The 16,173-nt window shown below is 66.2% G+C and carries 17 protein-coding genes; 6 read left to right on the plus strand and 11 right to left on the minus strand.

The window, feature by feature from the left end:
- Nucleotides 1-34: 34 nt before the first annotated feature.
- Together AC1DR1_RS12555 and AC1DR1_RS12560 are read right to left on the minus strand one after the other, a co-directional pair.
- Nucleotides 35-1,042, minus strand: coding sequence for a DUF6454 family protein (locus tag AC1DR1_RS12555; RefSeq protein ID WP_229994873.1), 1,008 nt, complete (start codon nt 1,040-1,042; stop codon nt 35-37).
- Between the two features lie 174 nt (nt 1,043-1,216).
- Complete coding sequence (locus tag AC1DR1_RS12560; RefSeq protein ID WP_229994872.1) at nt 1,217-1,519, minus strand: DUF4193 domain-containing protein; 303 nt, start codon at nt 1,517-1,519, stop codon at nt 1,217-1,219.
- 122 nt (nt 1,520-1,641) lie between these two features.
- Here AC1DR1_RS12560 and AC1DR1_RS12565 point away from each other — a divergent pair, with 122 nt between their 5' ends.
- Nucleotides 1,642-1,866, plus strand: coding sequence for a hypothetical protein (locus AC1DR1_RS12565; RefSeq protein ID WP_229994871.1), 225 nt, complete (start codon nt 1,642-1,644; stop codon nt 1,864-1,866).
- Between the two features lie 759 nt (nt 1,867-2,625).
- Nucleotides 2,626-3,393: an SDR family NAD(P)-dependent oxidoreductase gene (locus AC1DR1_RS12570; RefSeq protein WP_229994870.1), complete on the plus strand. Its 768-nt coding sequence runs from the start codon at nt 2,626-2,628 to the stop codon at nt 3,391-3,393.
- Nucleotides 3,394-3,455: 62 nt separating this feature from the next.
- Here AC1DR1_RS12570 and AC1DR1_RS12575 read toward each other — a convergent pair whose 3' ends face one another.
- Nucleotides 3,456-4,166: a hypothetical protein gene (locus AC1DR1_RS12575; RefSeq protein WP_229994869.1), complete on the minus strand. Its 711-nt coding sequence runs from the start codon at nt 4,164-4,166 to the stop codon at nt 3,456-3,458.
- A gap of 81 nt (nt 4,167-4,247) precedes the next feature.
- Here AC1DR1_RS12575 and AC1DR1_RS12580 point away from each other — a divergent pair, with 81 nt between their 5' ends.
- The gene (locus AC1DR1_RS12580) at nt 4,248-4,718 is read left to right on the plus strand and encodes a MarR family winged helix-turn-helix transcriptional regulator (protein WP_229994868.1); all 471 of its coding nucleotides are present in this window, start codon (nt 4,248-4,250) and stop codon (nt 4,716-4,718) included.
- A 121-nt stretch (nt 4,719-4,839) separates the two neighbouring features.
- Nucleotides 4,840-5,028, plus strand: a complete 189-nt coding sequence (locus tag AC1DR1_RS12585) for a hypothetical protein (RefSeq protein WP_476992671.1) — start codon at nt 4,840-4,842, stop codon at nt 5,026-5,028.
- Between the two features lie 68 nt (nt 5,029-5,096).
- Here AC1DR1_RS12585 and AC1DR1_RS12590 read toward each other — a convergent pair whose 3' ends face one another.
- The 8 genes from AC1DR1_RS12590 to AC1DR1_RS12625 form a co-directional block, all read right to left on the minus strand.
- Entirely contained in the window at nt 5,097-6,449 is a 1,353-nt protein-coding gene (locus AC1DR1_RS12590) for an MFS transporter (RefSeq protein WP_229994866.1), read from the minus strand.
- 173 nt (nt 6,450-6,622) lie between these two features.
- Complete coding sequence (locus AC1DR1_RS12595; RefSeq protein WP_229994865.1) at nt 6,623-7,327, minus strand: FadR/GntR family transcriptional regulator; 705 nt, start codon at nt 7,325-7,327, stop codon at nt 6,623-6,625.
- A gap of 10 nt (nt 7,328-7,337) precedes the next feature.
- Nucleotides 7,338-8,465: an L-talarate/galactarate dehydratase gene (locus AC1DR1_RS12600; protein ID WP_229994864.1), complete on the minus strand. Its 1,128-nt coding sequence runs from the start codon at nt 8,463-8,465 to the stop codon at nt 7,338-7,340.
- Between the two features lie 98 nt (nt 8,466-8,563).
- The gene (locus AC1DR1_RS12605) at nt 8,564-9,484 is read right to left on the minus strand and encodes an AEC family transporter (RefSeq protein ID WP_229994863.1); all 921 of its coding nucleotides are present in this window, start codon (nt 9,482-9,484) and stop codon (nt 8,564-8,566) included.
- A 57-nt stretch (nt 9,485-9,541) separates the two neighbouring features.
- Entirely contained in the window at nt 9,542-10,870 is a 1,329-nt protein-coding gene (locus tag AC1DR1_RS12610; protein WP_476992672.1) for an enolase C-terminal domain-like protein, read from the minus strand.
- Nucleotides 10,867-12,486 carry an aldehyde dehydrogenase (NADP(+)) gene (locus tag AC1DR1_RS12615; RefSeq protein WP_476992673.1) on the minus strand — a complete coding sequence of 540 codons (1,620 nt, stop codon included), beginning with the start codon at nt 12,484-12,486 and terminating at the stop codon, nt 10,867-10,869. The genes AC1DR1_RS12610 and AC1DR1_RS12615 overlap by 4 nt, the downstream gene beginning before the upstream one ends.
- Nucleotides 12,487-12,497: 11 nt before the next feature.
- On the minus strand, nt 12,498-13,412 hold the full coding sequence (gene kdgD, locus AC1DR1_RS12620) for a 5-dehydro-4-deoxyglucarate dehydratase (RefSeq protein WP_476992674.1): 915 nt from the start codon (nt 13,410-13,412) through the stop codon (nt 12,498-12,500).
- 130 nt (nt 13,413-13,542) lie between these two features.
- Nucleotides 13,543-14,427: a LysR family transcriptional regulator gene (locus AC1DR1_RS12625; protein ID WP_476967706.1), complete on the minus strand. Its 885-nt coding sequence runs from the start codon at nt 14,425-14,427 to the stop codon at nt 13,543-13,545.
- 142 nt (nt 14,428-14,569) lie between these two features.
- Between AC1DR1_RS12625 and AC1DR1_RS12630 the strand changes: the two genes are divergently transcribed.
- A complete protein-coding gene (locus AC1DR1_RS12630) occupies nt 14,570-15,571 on the plus strand; it encodes a Bug family tripartite tricarboxylate transporter substrate binding protein (protein WP_229994858.1) in 1,002 nt (333 codons plus the stop codon).
- A gap of 5 nt (nt 15,572-15,576) precedes the next feature.
- Nucleotides 15,577-16,164, plus strand: coding sequence for a tripartite tricarboxylate transporter TctB family protein (locus tag AC1DR1_RS12635; protein ID WP_476992675.1), 588 nt, complete (start codon nt 15,577-15,579; stop codon nt 16,162-16,164).
- The last annotated feature ends 9 nt before the right edge of the window (nt 16,165-16,173 follow it).

Here is a 16,173-nt window from a genome sequence, read left to right on the forward strand (position 1 = left end):
TGACTGCGCTTCCCGGGCCCGCGCCCGGTCCGCGCTACTTCGCCAGCGTGACGGTGGCTTCGTAGGTGAGGATTTCGGTGCCGTTGCCTTCTTCGCCGTTGTCGGGGGCCACCTTCATGGTGAGGTGCCCGCCGTCGGCCGTCATTTTGAACGGGTTGCGTGTGGCCACGTGGCCTGCGGTGGACCACTGCTGGAACGGGACGTCGCGGATTACGTTGCTGGACTTGAGGTCGATCATCGCCATGCCGCCGAGTTCGTAGGTGGCACCGGTGCCGCCGGCCGCCGGGGTCTGCGGGAGGTTGGTGATTCCGGCGCAGAGCATCCTGGAGTTGGGCACGTACTGGCAGTCCTGGTAGTCGATGAAGTAGTTCGGGTTCTCCCAGGTCGAGAGCTGCTTGCCCTGCAGGTCCCATTCGGCGAAGCGGCGCGAGCCCCAGGTGTTGCCCACCAGATGGCCGGTCTGCTTGTCCATCACGATGCCGCCGAAGTGGTCCTTCACCTCGAACTGCTTGTGCACCTCGAGGGTGTTCGCGTCGACCCGGTAGATGATGGCGCTGCTGTCGGGCCGGTACTGGGCCACGGGGACCCAGACGTTGGTGCCGTCGAAGTCGATGCCCCCCGGGTGGTACATGTCGCCCTCGCCCAGGATGATGTCCTTTTGCAGGTTGCCGGCTTTGTCCATGACGAACAGGTGGCCGACGCCCTTACCGGGGGTGCGGTCGAACCCGTTCTGCGGGCTCGGGAACTTCACGGTCGGCTCGATGATCTGAACGGCCGAGAGGAAGATGTGGTCCTGGCTGTAGGCGATTCCCTCGGTGTGGTACGTAGGGAAGTTCAGCTTCAGGCTTGACGTCTGCTGCCACTTCGTGTTCCGGTCAACGCCATTGAAGGCGTCGGCCAGCGCCGTATTTTTTTCACCGTGGTTGCCGGAATCGGCGCTCTTTCCTGCGGCCTGGGCGGCCGCGGTTCCGCTGATTGCGGACGCGGCCAGGACGATTGCTGCGGCGGCCGTGAGGATGCCTCGGGTGCGAGTCGTGCTCATTGGGGAGCCTCTCAAAGGTTGGATCTCAACAAGGACTCCCGACGCTACTTCCCGGTAATGAACCCCGGGTGCGGGCCGGTGAACAGCAGGTTGCGGAGCAGTCCGAGGGCGGCGCGCAGCACCCGGCCACCCGAATCGATTGAGATCACTACGCGCTGTGGAGACCTCCCAGGTTCAGCCTTCGCAGTCGGTGCAGTAGACCTGGGCGCCCGTCTGCCGGGCGATCTGGGAGCGGTGCCGGACCAGGAAGCAGGAATAACACGTGAACTCGTCGTTGGCCTGCGGAATGACCTGAACAATCAGCTCTTCGGCGATGAACTCGCCGCCCGGGACTCCGGCCCCGTCCAGCCCGTCGGCCTCGTCGAGCTCCTGGACGACGCTGCGGGCGTCCGGGGCGTTAGCGGACTGCAGCGCCTCCAGGGAGTTTTCCTGGGTTTCCTTGACGTCCGAGCGGACTTCGTCGTAGTCGGTTGCCACGTGGCTGTTCTCATTTCTCGAGTGTTGACTAACCTCAGTGCAACGTACAGCACGCCGCGGTTGTTCCGCTGCCGCGGGCAGAATCGACGCCCTGCGGCGTTAGCGGGCAGGGCGGGACGCCAATGCCGATGCTCTCCGAGATGACCGACGTCGAGTTCAGCGCGGCGGCCCGATACCAGTTCGCACAAAGTACCGGCGTGGTGGCCATCGCGGTCCCCGGATCCAGCGCAGTTGACAGGGTCATCGCTTCCGCCACGAGCCGGGAGACCAAATACCCGCACGAGTTTTTTACCTCCAGGACCGCCGCAGTCACATGGCTGCAGGAAATTATCGGGAGCCGCGATTAGGATGCGGCCATGTGGGCAATGTTCGTGCAGGATTCGCGCATCATCCAAGACAGACCGGTCTTTCCCGTTGTAATGTGGCTTCACGGTCTTCCAACCCGTTTGCTCCAGGGTTGTATCAAGGGCTCTAGGGATCGTGGCCGGTTCCGGGCTCTGCCGGAACGGGAACAAAGGATTAGCCAATGTCCATTAAGTTGTCGTCCCGTCCGGAACCCTCCCACGGGTACCCGCCCGCGGACCCGTGGGAACGCGAACCGGAGGACAGCAGGGTACGGGAGATACGCCTGCAGGCCGCCGAGATCATCGCCGCGGTGCTGTCCGATTCCTTGCCGGGACAGGCCCGTGCCCGGGATCAGCTGTGTCGTTTGCTGCGGGCCAACCCGGGCCGACCGGAAGTGGCGCTGGCGGCGCACCTGATCGCTCTGCGGGAGGAGCCTGCCGGGGGCCGCCGACCCGATCTGACACTCGTCCAGGGGGAAGCGTCGGAAGTCGAAACGCCCGCGCAGCCCTCACGGCCAGGCGCTGGGCGGGCGCCCGGGTCCCGTCCAGGCGCCCGCCAACCCCTCCTGCATCATCGTCCCGCTGGGCGAGTGCACTATGGTCGCGCGGATCTGGCCGGGCTCGGCGGCTTGTCAGGGGACGGAACCTAAACGCAACGATTCAGAAGTCCGCGTGCCCGCGTGGCCACGCGGTGATCCGTTTCTGGAGTCAAGGGCTTAAGGTGGTCGGGACGTACCCGGAACCACGAAGGGGACCATCCCCATGGCTCGCATTTTCATCACCGGATCGACCGACGGACTCGGACTCGCCACCGCCCGGACGCTGTTGAATCAAGGCCACGAGGTCCTGCTGCACGCCCGTACCAGGGCACGTGCCGCCGCCCTCGATGACCTCGCCCCGCAAGCGGCCGGCGTCGTCGTTGGTGACCTCAGCAGCGCCGTCGAAACGCGGGACCTCGCCGAACAGGTCAACGCCCTGGGACGAATGGACGCCGTGGTCCATAACGCCGGTGTCTACCTCGCGCCGGGGCGCGTCGCGACGCCGGAGGGACACTCCCGCACTCTGGCGGTTAATGTTCTCGCCCCCTACCTGCTCACGGCACTGATCCAACGGCCCGGCCGCCTGGTCTACATCAGCAGCGGCATGCACCATGGGGCCAGCGGCAATCTCCATGACATCGATTGGACCGAGCGGCGCTGGAATGCCAGCGCGGCCTACTCCGAGAGCAAACTCCATGTTTCTGCGCTCGCCGCCTCGGTCGCCCGGCACTGGCCCGATGTGTTCAGCAACTCCGTTGACCCCGGCTGGGTAGCCACCAAGATGGGCGGAGCCGGCGCCCCTGACGACCTGGCCATGGGTCACGACACCCAGAGTTGGCTCGCCGTCAGCAATGACCCCGCAGCCCTGGTCTCCGGCAGCTACTGGCACCACCGCCGGCCGCGTAAACCGGCCCCGGAGGTCAACGACACGGCCTTTCAGGACAGGCTCACCAACAAACTCGCCGAACTTACGGGCGTAACGCTCTTTTGAAATACAGAAGGAACAAGCCGGGCTGTCTTGCGGTTACTGCCGGCCGCACTTCAGGCGGATGCTCAGGTTTCCTGTCGGTTCGCTGCTGCCCGGCTCCGTGGCAACAGGAATCCGACCGCGACAAGCCAGAGGAGTCCGCCGAACCGCCCGATGGGCAACAGGAACTGGAGCGGCTCGATCACCATGGACAGGAAGCTCAGCTCGGCCAAGGCGGCGATGACGAGGCCGGCCCAGGCCAGCCAGCGCGGCACGAAGCGCAGGATGAGCGCCGGGACGGCGATTCCGGCCACGAGGAGCCCCAGGCCAACGACGAAGGCGACGCCGCCGGTGATGAACGCGAGAAACGACAGCGCATGGGTCAGCGGCACATCGGTGGTGATTTCCGGGCGGCTCAGGACCCACCCCACGGCGGCCGAGAGCATGAGGAACACCGAGGCGGTGATGCCGCCGAAGAAACCGATCGCGGGCCCGGGGACGCGCACGCCAAGCCGGAGCTGCCGGGCGTAAACGGTGGCCGCGAAGATGCCCAGCGGTACTGCTGAACCGAACTGGAAAAAGCTGGCGAGCCGCACCGCATCGGGGTTTCCGTGAAAGAAGGCCGCGACCTGGCTGGCAGGAGAGAACGGCGAGACGAAGGTCTGGCCGCCCGTGAGGATCGCGCTGCTGAGCAGGCCGCCGACCGTGAGTCCCAGGCTCACGGCCGCCAGGATGCCCGGGTTGGGGCCGCCGGATCGTGTCGTTGGAGAGGTGGGGTGGGGGGATAGGTCAGTCATGATCGCTTCTTTCACGTAGTTACGTCACAACTAAAATGATTCATCCGTTGAATGATTCTGTCAATAGCGTAATATTGGGGCATGGACTCACCGGATCCGTCGCGGTCGAAGCGAACCGCTTTTCTGCTGTCCCAGCTCGGGGCGCTGGCTTCGGCACGCTTCGCCGAGCGTACACGCGAGCTCGGGCTGACTCCGAGCGACGCGGGCGTCCTCCGCCTGCTGGGCCGCACCCCCGGGCTTAGCCAGCGGTCCCTCGCCGACCGCTTGGGCGCGGTGCCGAGCCGCGTTGTTCCACTTATCGACTCGCTGGAAACGCGAGGCCTGGTCGCGCGGGTGCGCAGCCGCACCGACCGGCGGAACTACGAGCTTCGGCTGACGGCCGAGGGCGTGAAGATCCTGGGAAATCTGCGCGGGATCGCCGAACGCCATGAAGCCGAACTCCTGGCCCCGCTCACCAGCGAACAGTCTGCGCAGCTGGGGAGCCTGCTGGCCACGTTGGCCAGCGCCCACGCCCTCGACTCGGACCTTCATCGGGACACGACCCCGGAGTGAAGCCACCCGCAGACACGGGAACATGCCCGTCTGTGCCAGTTCCCGACGTCGTCCGCACGGATCATTTTTCGCGGCAATCACAGTCCTTTTCAGCCGGCGGGCACTGTGGGATCATCCCGATATGGGCGAAAATACTGAACCGCGGGCGACCTTGCCCTCTGGCCCCGAGCGTATGAAGGGCACGCATCACCGCGACGTTGATGGCTACGGAAATCCGATCACTCAGCAGCTTCGCATTGTCGGTCAACGCCGCCGCGAAGCGGAAGAAAAGCTCGACCGGCACTTGCAGGAAGCACGCAAGAGAGACTGAGGGCGGCATGGGGCGACGGAAAGGCAGGCGCCCCTTAGGGTGCCTGCCTTCCTTTTTAGCGTCCGGAACTATTTGGCGGCTACGGCGTACGGCGATGCCTCCGCGGGCGTAGCCACGGGCTCCGCCGCGGTTTCGGTCTTGCGCTCCTTGAGGAAGTAGACCAGCGCGGCGGCGATTGTTGATGCCGCGGCGAGGGCGAAGAGCCCCGGTATGACGCTGCCGGTCTGTTCCTTGATGATGCCGAATCCGAACGGGGCCACGAAGCCGCCGAGGTTGCCCAGGGAGTTGATGATGGCGATGGCCGGCGCCAGGATGACGGGGTGCAGGCCGGACTGAGGGATGGTCCAGAACAGCGGTGACGCGCTCTTGAATCCCATGGCGGCGATGGCCAGGAACACCAGGGCCAGTACGGGGGTGGCGACGGCGGCCGCGAGGGTGCCGACGGCGGCGACCAGGAGCGCAGCCACGAGAAGGGGCCGCTTGGATTTGGCTTTGTCCTGCCACTTGGCCGCGAAGTACATGGCGATCACGGCGCAGACCCAGGGGATGGCGGAGAGGAATCCGACGCTCAGGTCCGTGGTTCCTGGGATCTGCTTGACGATGCTGGGCAGCCAGAAGGTGTTGGCGTAGATGGAGAGCTGCACGGCGAAGTAGATGCCGCAGAGAAGGAGAATCTGCGGGTTCAGGAGCATCTTCCAGCGGTTGATTTTCCCGCTCGTGGCGGTGGCGTGCTGGGCGTCCTCCTCAGCAATCGCCGCCGTGAGAGCAAACTTTTCGCCCGCCGTCAGCCATTTGGCGTCCTCGATCTTGGCGTCAAGGACGAAGAACACGGCGATGCCGACCACCACGGACAGCAACCCTTCGAAGCCGAAGAGCCATTGCCAGCCGCGGAACCCCAGGACGTCGTGGAGGCTGAGCAGCATTCCGGCGATCGGACCGGAGAGCGCGGCGGCAACCGAGGAGCCGGCGATGAAGATCGCCGTCGCCTTGCCCCGCTGCCCGGCGGGTACCCAGCGGGCGAAGTAGAAGATGACAGCGGGGAAGAACCCGGCTTCCGCGGCGCCCAGCAGGAACCGCAAGGCGTAGAACATGGTCTCGTTCTGCACGAACACCATCAGGAAGGAGACGATGCCCCAGCTGACCATGATCCGGGCCAGCCAGACCTTGGCACCGTACTTCTCCATCATCACGTTGCTGGGCAGTTCGAAGATGGCGTACGCGATGAAGAACAGCCCGGCCCCGAATCCGTAGGCGGCAGCGCCGATGCCGACGTCGGCCTGCAGGTGCTCCTGCGCGTAGCCGATGTTGGACCGGTTGAGCTGGTTGCAGACCAGCATGACGAGCATGATGGGCAGTACCCGCTTGAAGAACTTTTTCGTGGCAAAGACCACGTCCGTGACAGCGTTGTCGACAGACTGCATGGAGATTTCCTTTGAATTGGCGAAGCTGGTCGGCCGCGGCGGGCAGTTGATGTGGCCCTCACCACAGCGATTCTTCACTTTATTCTGCGGCGGTAATGCCCGTCCAACACATAATTTGCATCGCTGGATACCTTGAGGGACTGGATGGCCCCGTTGTAGGCCAGAGGCCAGGGTCAGCCGTTGCCGGAAGCTGTGGCGCGCAGCCGGCGTCGGGAGTTTGCCAAATGGCTGCGCATTGCCGCCGCCGACGACGGTCCGTCGCATTCCGCGATGGCGGCGACGATTGATTGGTGCTCCTGTACCACCTGATCGAAATGCCCGCGCGCATCGTGCTCGCCCCCGCCCACGAGCCGGGCGCGGGGCATCGCGATCATGGTCTGCCCCAGGGATTCGAGGCAGTCGGAGTAGAAGGGGTTTCCGGAGGCTGCGGCAATGGCCCGGTGGAACTCGTAGTCAGCCTTCATGGCGTGTGCCGGGTGCGCTGCGCTGTCCATGAAGTCTTCAAAAGCCTTCTGGACAGCCTTCAGCTGCCGGTCTGTATGGTTTCGGGCGGCGAGGGCGGCGGCCTCGGACTCCACCGCGATGCGGAACTCCAGCTGCCACAGGCGGTCCTCCAGGCTGGCCACGGGGCGGCTCCCGGAGGACTGCTGCGGTCCGTCCGGTGGCGGGGTCAGCGCAAAGCTGCCCCGCCCACGTTCGGTTTCCACCAGTCCCTCCGCCTGCAGCCTGGTCAGGGCCGAGCGGACCACGGTGCGGCTGACGCCGAATTCGCTGATCAGGGTGTTTTCGCTGGGCAGCTTCGCGCCCGGCTGGATAACGCCGTCGACGATGCGGCGGCGAAGATCGCTGGCGAGGTCCGCGGTCAGGTTCCGGCTCATGGCTTCAAGGTTACTTGCCGAATTCCACTGACTCTGTGGTCCAGGCGCGTGCCTGCTCGCTGAGGGAGATGCCGAGCCCGGGACGGTCCGGGACCAGCATGCGGCCGTTCTTGGTTTCGAGGCGCTCGTTGAACAGCGGATCGAGCCAATCGAAGTGCTCAACCCACGGTTCGCGCGGGTAGGCGGCGGCGAGGTGGAGGTGGATTTCCATGGCGAAGTGCGGGGCGAGGCCCAGTCCGCGCTCGTCGGCCAGGGCGGCGAGGCGCAGGAACTGGGTGATGCCGCCGACGCGCGGCGCATCGGGCTGGATGATGTCGCAGCCGTTGGCGTTGATCAGTCCCTTGTGCTCCGCGACCGAGGCCAGCATTTCGCCCGTGGCGATGGGCGTGTCCAGGGCGCGGGCGAGGTCTGCGTGGCCTTCGAAGTCGTAGGCATCGAGCGGTTCCTCGATCCAGACGAGGTTGAATTCCTCCAGCCGGCGGCCCATCCGCAGGGCGGTGGCGCGGTCCCATTGCTGGTTGGCGTCGACCATGAGGGGCACGTCCCAGCCGATGTGCTCGCGGATGCCGGCAACGCGGCGCAGGTCCTCGGCGGTGTCCGGCAGGCCGACTTTGATCTTGATGCCGCCGATGCCTTCGTCCAGGAGGGCGGTAGCGCGGGCCTTGACCTCGTCCAGGGAGGCGTTCAGGAAGCCGCCCGAGGTGTTGTAGGTCTGGACGGAGTCCCGGTAGGAGCCCAGGAACTTGGCCAGCGGCAGGCCGGCGCGTTTGGCCTTGAGGTCGTAGAGGGCGACGTCGATTGCGGCCAGCGCCTGGGTGGCCACGCCGGAGCGGCCGACGGAGGCCCCGGCCCACAGCAGCTTGGTGTAGAGCTTGCCGATGTCGTTGGGGTCTTCGCCGATGATGCCCTCGGCCACTTCCTTGGCGTGCGCGTACTGGGCCGGGCCGCCGGCTCGCTTGGAGTAGCTGAAGCCGATTCCGCTGTGTCCCTGCTCGGTGGTGATTTCGGCGAAAAGGAACACGACCTCGGTCATGGGCTTCTGGCGCCCGGTGAAAACTTTCGCGTCGCTGATCGGGACGGCGAGTGGAAGCCTGGCCGTGGACAGCTTTACGTGGCGGATGAGATCAACGCTGGTCATGGTTCTCCCTGAAGTTCCGGCGAGGCAACTCCGCCCCGCTCAACTTAGGTTACAAGTTATCTACTTGTATAACAAGTGTGGTTCGTGGTTCGCCACAGTCAGCCCAGCAGCCAGGCGATGACCAGCAGGGAACCGGAGCAGAGCAGGGTGGTGCACAGGATGACGTCCCGGGCCACGATCACGCCGCGGTGGTACGGGGACGCGAAGAGAAAGACATTCTGGGCTGTGGGCAGCGCCCCCATGATCACGAGGGCCAGCAGATGCTGCCCCTCGAGGCCGAAAGCGAAGCGGCCCAGGGCCCAGACGATCACGGGCATGCCGGCGATCTTCAGGAAGGTGGCGACGAGCGATTCCGTGCGCCCGTCGCCCTTTTGAAGCGGGGCTTTGCCGGCCAGGGACAGTCCAAAAGCCAGCAGGACCATGGGGACGGCGCCGCCGGCGAGCATGTCGATCGGTTTCCGCAGCAGTTCCGGAACTGTCCAGCCAGTCAGTGCGACGGCCGCGCCGAGGCCGGAGGCGATGATCATGGGGTTGGCGAACGGCTGGAGCAGCAGTTTCTGCCAGGAGATCCTGGATCCCGAGGCGAGGCCCAGCACGGTCAAATAGACCGGTGCCAGGACGAGGATCTGCACCAACAGCACGGGAGCCACGTGCTGGGCCGTTCCCACGGCGTAGAGGGAGACGGGGATCCCGATGTTGTTGGCGTTCGCGTAGCTGCTGGCCATCGCCCCGACGGCTGTCTCCGCCACCGGCCGGCGGAAGAACAGGAAACTCAGCAGGGAATAGAGCAGCCCCACTGCCGCCGCGGAGAGCAGCGCCAGCGGGGCATCCGTTCCGAGCGCGGCCCGGATGTCGCTGCCGGCCACCACCGTGAACAGCAGCGCCGGGTTGGTGACGTAATAGGCGGTGCGGGTCAGGGCGCCCTGGACTTCCGGTCCGAGGATCCGGAGCCGGGCCGTGAGATATCCGACGGCGATCACGGCGGACACTATTAGGATCCCGGAGACCACGCCGACCAAAATTCGCCCTTACCCTAGCTCTTCACATTGACGTGCCTGTCCCGGCCCGGGATTGCTTCAGCGAACGAGGCAGGGCCGCTTGGGGTCAAAGGACCAGCCGTCAATGTAGTACTGCATGCCGATGCTGTCGTCGCGGGCGTCGAGGCCGTGTTCCAGGTACAGCTGGTGTGCCTTGTCCAGGGCGTCGCGGTCCAGCTCGATGCTGAGGCCGGGAGTGTCCGGAACTTGGATCGCACCGTCCTTGATCTGCAGCGGGTCCTTGGTGAGCCCCTGGCCGTCCTGCCAGATCCAGTGCGTGTCCAGCGCCGTGATCTCGCCTGGGGCGGCTGCCCCGGTGTGGGTGAACATGGCGAGCGAGATGTCGAAGTGGTTGTTCGAGTGCGATCCCCAGGTCAGACCGAATTCGGCGCACATCTGCGCTACCCGGACGGAACCGTGCATGGTCCAGAAATGCGGGTCCGCCAAAGGAATATCGACGGCGTTGCTGCGGATGGCGTGGGACATCTCGCGCCAGTCCGTGGCGATCATGTTCGTGGCGGTTTTCAGCCCGGTGGCACGGCGGAATTCGGCCATGACCTCGCGTCCGGAGAAACGGCCTTCCGCGCCGCAGGGATCTTCGGCGTAGGCCACAACGCCCTGCATGCGTTTGCCCAGGCGGATGGCCTCGTCCAGGAGCCAGGCGCCGTTGGGATCGAGGGTGATCCGCGCCTCCGGGAAGCGCTTGGCCAGGGCGGTCACCACATCCACCTCGGCGTCACCGGAGAGGACCCCGCCCTTGAGCTTGAAGTCGCTGAAGCCGTACCGTTCCTGGGCTGCCTCAGCCAGGGCCACCACGGCTTCGGGCGTCATGGCTTCCTGCCGGCGGAGCTTTTCCCACCGGTCCGCCGGCGCATCCTCCACCAGGTACGGCAAATCCGTCCGGCCGGGGTCACCGATGAAGAACAGATAGCCGAGCATGGGCACGGAGCTGCGCTGCTGGCCGTCGCCGAGCAATTCCGCGACCGGAATTCCGAGGAACTGCCCGTGCAGGTCAAGGAGGGCGGATTCGACCGCGGTGACGGCATGGACGGTGGTGCGCAGGTCGAAGGTCTGCAGTCCTCGGCCACCGGCGTCGCGGTCGGCGAACTCCGCCGCGACGTCCCGCAGCAGGGATCGGTAGCGGGCCACCGGCTGGCCGGCCAGGAACGCGCCGGCCTCCTCGATGGTGGTCCGGATCTTCTCCCCGCCCGGCACTTCGCCGAGGCCGGTGCGGCCGTCCGAATCGGTGATGATCACGATGTTGCGGGTGAAGAACGGGCCGTGCGCGCCGCTGAGGTTCATCAGCATGCTGTCGTGCCCGGCGACCGGAACCACTTCAACGTGGGCAATGGTGGGCTGAGTGCTCACGCGTTGACCTCTGCTTTCTGTGTTGCTGCGGCATCTTCGACGACGCCGTCGATCCGGCGGTTCAGCCGCCAGGGGTTGGGATCCTGCAACGGCACCGGAAGCAGTTCCTGCGGCAGGTTCTGGTAGGCGACGGGCCGCAGGAACCGGTTGATCGCCAAGGTACCCACGGATGTGGTCCGGGTGTCCGAAGTGGCGGGGAAGGGTCCGCCGTGCACCATGGCGTGGCCTACTTCGACGCCGGTGGGCCAGCCGTTGACAATAATCCGGCCGACCTTCTGCTCCAGTACCGGAATGAGCGGTGCCGCCGCGCGGTAGTCCGCCTCGGTCAGCTGCAGGGAGGCCGTGAGCTGGCCTTCGAGCCGGTTGGCGGCGCCAATGAGTTCCTCGGTGCTTGAATAGCGGATCACCAGGCTGGCGGCGCCGAAGATTTCCTGGTGCAGCACGGGGTTGGACACGAACTCGGCAACGCTGGTGCCGAAGATGGCGGGAGCGGGGGCGTTCTGCGTTGCCCCTTCGGTGCCCTCCCCGACGACGCTGACGTTCCCGGCGGAGCCCAGGGCTTCGGCGCCGGCGTTCCAGGACCCGGCGATGCCTGCGGTCAGCATGGTCTGCCCGGCGCAGGAGGACACGGCCCGGCCGACGGCGGCGGCAAAGGCGTCGCCGGCCGCACCGGCAGGGGCGAACAGGAGGCCGGGGGAGGTGCACAGCTGCCCGGAGCTGCCGGTGACGGCCGCGACGTACTGCCGGGCGAGCGCGTCAATTTCTTCGGCGTTGCCGACGATGGCGCCGGGGAAGACGAACACCGGGTTGAGCGAGGACATTTCCGCATAGACCGGAATGGGTTCCGGCCGGGCGGCGGCGGTGCGCATCAGGGCGATGCCGGCGGACTGCGAGCCGGTGAAGCCGACGGCCTTGATGGCCGGATCGGCGACGAGGGCCTGGCCGATGCTGCTGCCCGGACCGTAGATCAGCGAGAACACGCCGGGGTGTAGCCCAGTGTCGCGGACGGCCTTGGCGATGGCCTGGCCGACGAGTTCGCCGGTGCCGGGGTGCGCATTGTGGGCCTTGAAGACCACGGGGCAGCCGGCGGCGAGGGCGGAGGCGGTGTCGCCGCCCGCCGTCGAGAAGGCCAGTGGGAAGTTGCTCGCACCAAAAACGGCGACGGGCCCCAGCGGGATCTGCCGCTGGCGGATGTCGGCGCGCGGCAGGGGAGCGCGGTCCGGCAACGCCGGGTCGATCCGGACGCCGCGGAAGTCGCCCTGGCGGACGACGCCGGCGAAGAGCCGGAGCTGGCCGGTGGTGCGCGCCCGTTCGCCCTGGAGCCTCGCGGCCGGCAGCCCGGTCTCGAGGCCCGCGCGGGTGACGAGCTCCTCACCGATCGCCTCGATGTTCTCGGCAATGGCCTCGAGGAACCGTGCGTGCGTTTCCGGGTCGAGGGTGCTGAAGGAGGGGTAGGCTGCGGCGGCCGCTGCGGTGGCGTCCTTCAGCTGTACCTCGGTGAGCAGCGTATAGCCGGGCTCGAGCTGGAGGTTGGTGGCGGGATTGAAGGCGTACGCCGTCTTGCCGTCCCCGGCGACGGCCTGGCCGGCAATGATCGAGCGTCCGGTGAGTGTCACGGTGCGTCCTCCTAGGAAACGGTGGCGATGAGGGACTTGAGGTCTGCGAGGTCCTGGGGTGCCAGGTTCTGCAGCGGCGGACGGACCCCGCCGGCGGAGCGGCCAATCGCGTCGAGGCCGCCCTTGACGATCGAGACGGAGTAGCCCTTCACCCGGTCGCGGATATCCAGGTAGGGGATCACGAACTCGTTCAGCTTCCGGTTCACGGCCACCCGGTCCTGGTTCCGGACGTCCTGGTAGAAGTCCAGGGCAAACTGGGGCACGAAGTTGTACATGGCGCTGGAATAGGTGCTCATGCCCAGCTGCAGCAGCGGGAGGGCGAACGTCTCCGCCGTCGGGAGGCCGCCGAGGTAGAACAGGCGGTCGCCGAGCTTGGCGTACACGCGGGCGTCGTGCTCGAGGTCGCCCACGCCGTCCTTGAAGCCGATGAGGTTCTCGTGGCGGTCCGCCAGGGTGGCGACCGTGGTGTCCTTGTAGATCGCGTTCGCACGGTTATAGATGATGACGCCGAGGGACGTGGACCGGCAGATGGCGCTGACGTGTTCGATCAGGCCGCCCTGGTCCGCCTCTGTGAGGTAGGGCGGGAGCAGCAGAATGCCCTCGGCGCCGGCCGCTTCCGCGGCGCGGGCGTTCTCGATGGCCTGGGCGGTCGATCCGCCGGCGGAGGCGAGGACCGGGACGGTGCCGCCGACTTCCTCGACGGCGGCACGGACAACGCGCTCGGACTCGGACGGGGTCAGCGAGAAGCCTTCACCGGTTCCGCCGGCCGCGAAGAGGCCGGCCACCGGGAAGCTGGCCTGCCAGGCGAGGTGCTTGCGGTAGTTCTCCTCGTCGAACTGCAGCTGTGCATCGAACGAGGTGACGGGGAAGGAGAGCAGGCCGTCCTTGAGGACGTTCGCCAGATCCTGGGGTGTGTACTTTGCCACGGTGTGGTCCTCCGGGTGAGCGCCGAGTCGGCGGGGAAGTGCGGTTCCCCTTCAGACTAGGTTTGGTGCCTCATGCCTGTCCAAGTGCATTATTGAATGCATTGATACCTTGAGTGCATTGCAGCGGCTCCTAGTCCAGTTGGAAGTCCAGGCTGCCGAGAAGCCGTGACAGGGCGGGATTGCTCACCTTCCGGCTCCAGATGGCGTGGAGCTCCACGGGTTCGCCATGGCTGCTGGCCAGCGGGAGGAACTCGACCCCCTGGATGCCCAGCACCGTGGCGGACCGGGGCACAAAGGCGACGCCACGTTTGGCCGCCACGAGCGAGACCATCGTCAGGATCTGGCTTACGGTGTGGACCACGTTGCCGTGCTGCACCGGCACCATGCGGACCACGAGGTCGTAGAAGTACCGGGCCTGCAGCGGCGAATGCATGATCAGGGCCTCGTCCTTGAGGTCCTCGTTCCTGACAATGCCGCCGCGGCGGGCCAGGGGGTGGCCGGCCGGAACGGCCACCATCATGGATTCGCGGTAGAGAAGCCGCGAGTCGAAAACCTCCTTGTCGAAGGGTGGGCGTGCCAGCCCCAGGTCCAGTTCTCCCGTTTCGAGCGCCTGGATCTGCTCGCCCGTCACCATTTCCTGCAGGTCGACGTCGACGTCGGGGAGGATCGCCGAAATCTCCTCCAGCAGCGGCCCCAGGATACTGAACCCGCTGGCGGCGGTGAAGCCGATGCGCAGAAGKCCGGAGCGGCCCGACGCGATGCGGCGGGCGGTGACAGGGGCCCGTTCCGCGAGGGCCAGCAACCGTCTGGCTTCCTCCAGAAAGGCGGTTCCGGCCGGGGTCAGTTGGACCTTCCGGTTGTCCCGTTCCAGCAGTTCGGCGCCGACGGCCTTTTCCAGTTTTTGGATCTGCCGGCTCAGTGGGGGCTGGGTCATGTTCAGCCGTTCCGCCGCGCGGCCGAAGTGAAGCTCTTCTGCCACCGCGATGAATCCTGCCAGCTGGTCAAAGGTAAACATGATGCCTTCCCGGTATCACTCGATGCATATTTGGGCTTAGACATGCATCATAGCCGCTCCCTACACTCGACACAGCGAACCGGCAGTGACGCGGTTCACATGCTTCCGGGGCGCTGGCCCTGACCATCAATGAGGAGTTTCAATGATGCACTTCCCTTCGCGCCGCACCGTACTTGGAGCGGCATCGGCCGTCACGCTCTTGGCGCTGACGGCCTGCGGCAATGTTGCCGGCGGCAGTACCGATTCTTCAAAATATCCGAACGGGCCCGTAAGCCTCACCGTGGGCCAGGCCGCCGGCGGCAGCACCGACCTGATTGCCCGCGCCATCTCCGAGGGCGCGTCCAAAACCCTCGGCGCCCCGATGCCCGTGGTGAACAAGCCGGGCGCCAACGGCGCCCTGGCCACGAAGGAAGTGGCCGGCAAGCCTGCCGACGGCCAGAACCTCCTGCTGGTCACGGCGTCCCTGGTCACGATCACCCCGTTGGCGGTCACCGCGGATGAGGCCGTCAACATTGACGACCTGGACATCATCGCGGGCCTGTCCCAGGACGACTACGTGCTGGTGGCCAGCAAGGCCTCCGGCTTCAACAGCATCAAGGACCTGACCGGAGCCGGACGCAATATCACCTTCGGCACCACCGGCGTGGGTACCGGCAGCCAGTTGGCACAGACCGTCCTCTTCAAGCAGGCCGGCGTCAAGGGCACCGATGTTCCGTTCGACAGCGGCAAGCCAGCCCTCACCGCGGTCCTCGGCAACCAGGTCGAAGTCTCCACCATCCAGCTCGGCGAAGCCATGCCGCAGATCAAGGCCGGGAAGGTCGCACCGCTGCTCGTGTTCTCGGAGGAGCGGAACTCCTTCCTCCCGGACGTGCCCACGGCCAAGGAATCCGGTTACGACGTTCCCGTGGCGCAGTACCGCGCCGTCGCCGCTCCCAAGGGAACCCCCAAGGACGTGAAGGACAAGCTGCTCGCTGCCATCCAGGAGACCTTCAAGTCAGATTCGTACAAGGAATTCAACAAGAAGAACATGCTGACCCCGAAGGAAATCTCCGGCGAGGAAGTCGTCACCCAGTGGAAGGACTACGCGGCTAAGTACAAGTCGCTGGTGGAGAAGTACGACATCAGCCTCAGCGGGACGAAGTGATCCCAGTGTCGTCATCACCTGCAGTGCCCGCCGGAGGGGGAAGCCGCCCGGCCGCCCCTTCCGGCGTGGACGCCGCCGAGACTCCTGCCGACGACCTGCTGGAGGACCTGACGCCGGAGCAGCTCGCAGCGCAGTGGGAGGACGAGAAGCCGCCCGCCGCCGGAGCGCTGGCGAATGCGGCGTCCTCCCTGGTGGTCCTCGGCGTCGGCGCCGGAGCCATGGTCCTGTCCGTTGCGATGGGCCTGGGCACTCCGGCGGCGCCGGAACCCGGGCTGTGGCCGTTCATGATCAGCTGCGTCATGGTGGTCCTGGGACTCTTCCAGTTGATCCTCGGGCGGCACAACCGGGACGCGGAGAAGTTCACCCGCATGTCCGCCGCACCCCTCACGGGGCTCGTCACCCTCGCCGCCATGGTCGCGCTGATGCCGGCCATCGGCTTTGAACTGCCCGCTCTCGTCCTGTGTGTCATCTGGATGCGCTTCCTCGGCGGCGAAACGTGGCGCTCCACCCTGCTGGTAAGCGCGATCGTCGTGGCGGCGTTCTACGGAATCTTCGTCCTTGCACTCAACACCTCCATTCCCCACCTCTTCTAGGAGAACCCC

It is taken from the genome of Arthrobacter sp. P4_F10 (assembly GCF_056401435.1).

Excerpts from the sequence above, each read along its gene's own strand:
- AC1DR1_RS12580 (WP_229994868.1), top strand. The coding sequence starts at position 4,248 with ATGGACTCACCGGATCCGTCGCGGTCGAAGCGAACCGCTTTTCTGCTG.
- AC1DR1_RS12595 (WP_229994865.1), bottom strand. The coding sequence starts at position 7,327 with ATGAGCCGGAACCTGACCGCGGACCTCGCCAGCGATCTTCGCCGCCGC.
- AC1DR1_RS12570 (WP_229994870.1), top strand. The coding sequence starts at position 2,626 with ATGGCTCGCATTTTCATCACCGGATCGACCGACGGACTCGGACTCGCC.
- AC1DR1_RS12600 (WP_229994864.1), bottom strand. The coding sequence starts at position 8,465 with ATGACCAGCGTTGATCTCATCCGCCACGTAAAGCTGTCCACGGCCAGG.
- AC1DR1_RS12630 (WP_229994858.1), top strand. The coding sequence starts at position 14,570 with ATGATGCACTTCCCTTCGCGCCGCACCGTACTTGGAGCGGCATCGGCC.
- AC1DR1_RS12585 (WP_476992671.1), top strand. The coding sequence starts at position 4,840 with ATGGGCGAAAATACTGAACCGCGGGCGACCTTGCCCTCTGGCCCCGAG.
- AC1DR1_RS12575 (WP_229994869.1), bottom strand. The coding sequence starts at position 4,166 with ATGACTGACCTATCCCCCCACCCCACCTCTCCAACGACACGATCCGGC.
- AC1DR1_RS12565 (WP_229994871.1), top strand. The coding sequence starts at position 1,642 with ATGCCGATGCTCTCCGAGATGACCGACGTCGAGTTCAGCGCGGCGGCC.
- AC1DR1_RS12555 (WP_229994873.1), bottom strand. The coding sequence starts at position 1,042 with ATGAGCACGACTCGCACCCGAGGCATCCTCACGGCCGCCGCAGCAATC.
- AC1DR1_RS12590 (WP_229994866.1), bottom strand. The coding sequence starts at position 6,449 with ATGCAGTCTGTCGACAACGCTGTCACGGACGTGGTCTTTGCCACGAAA.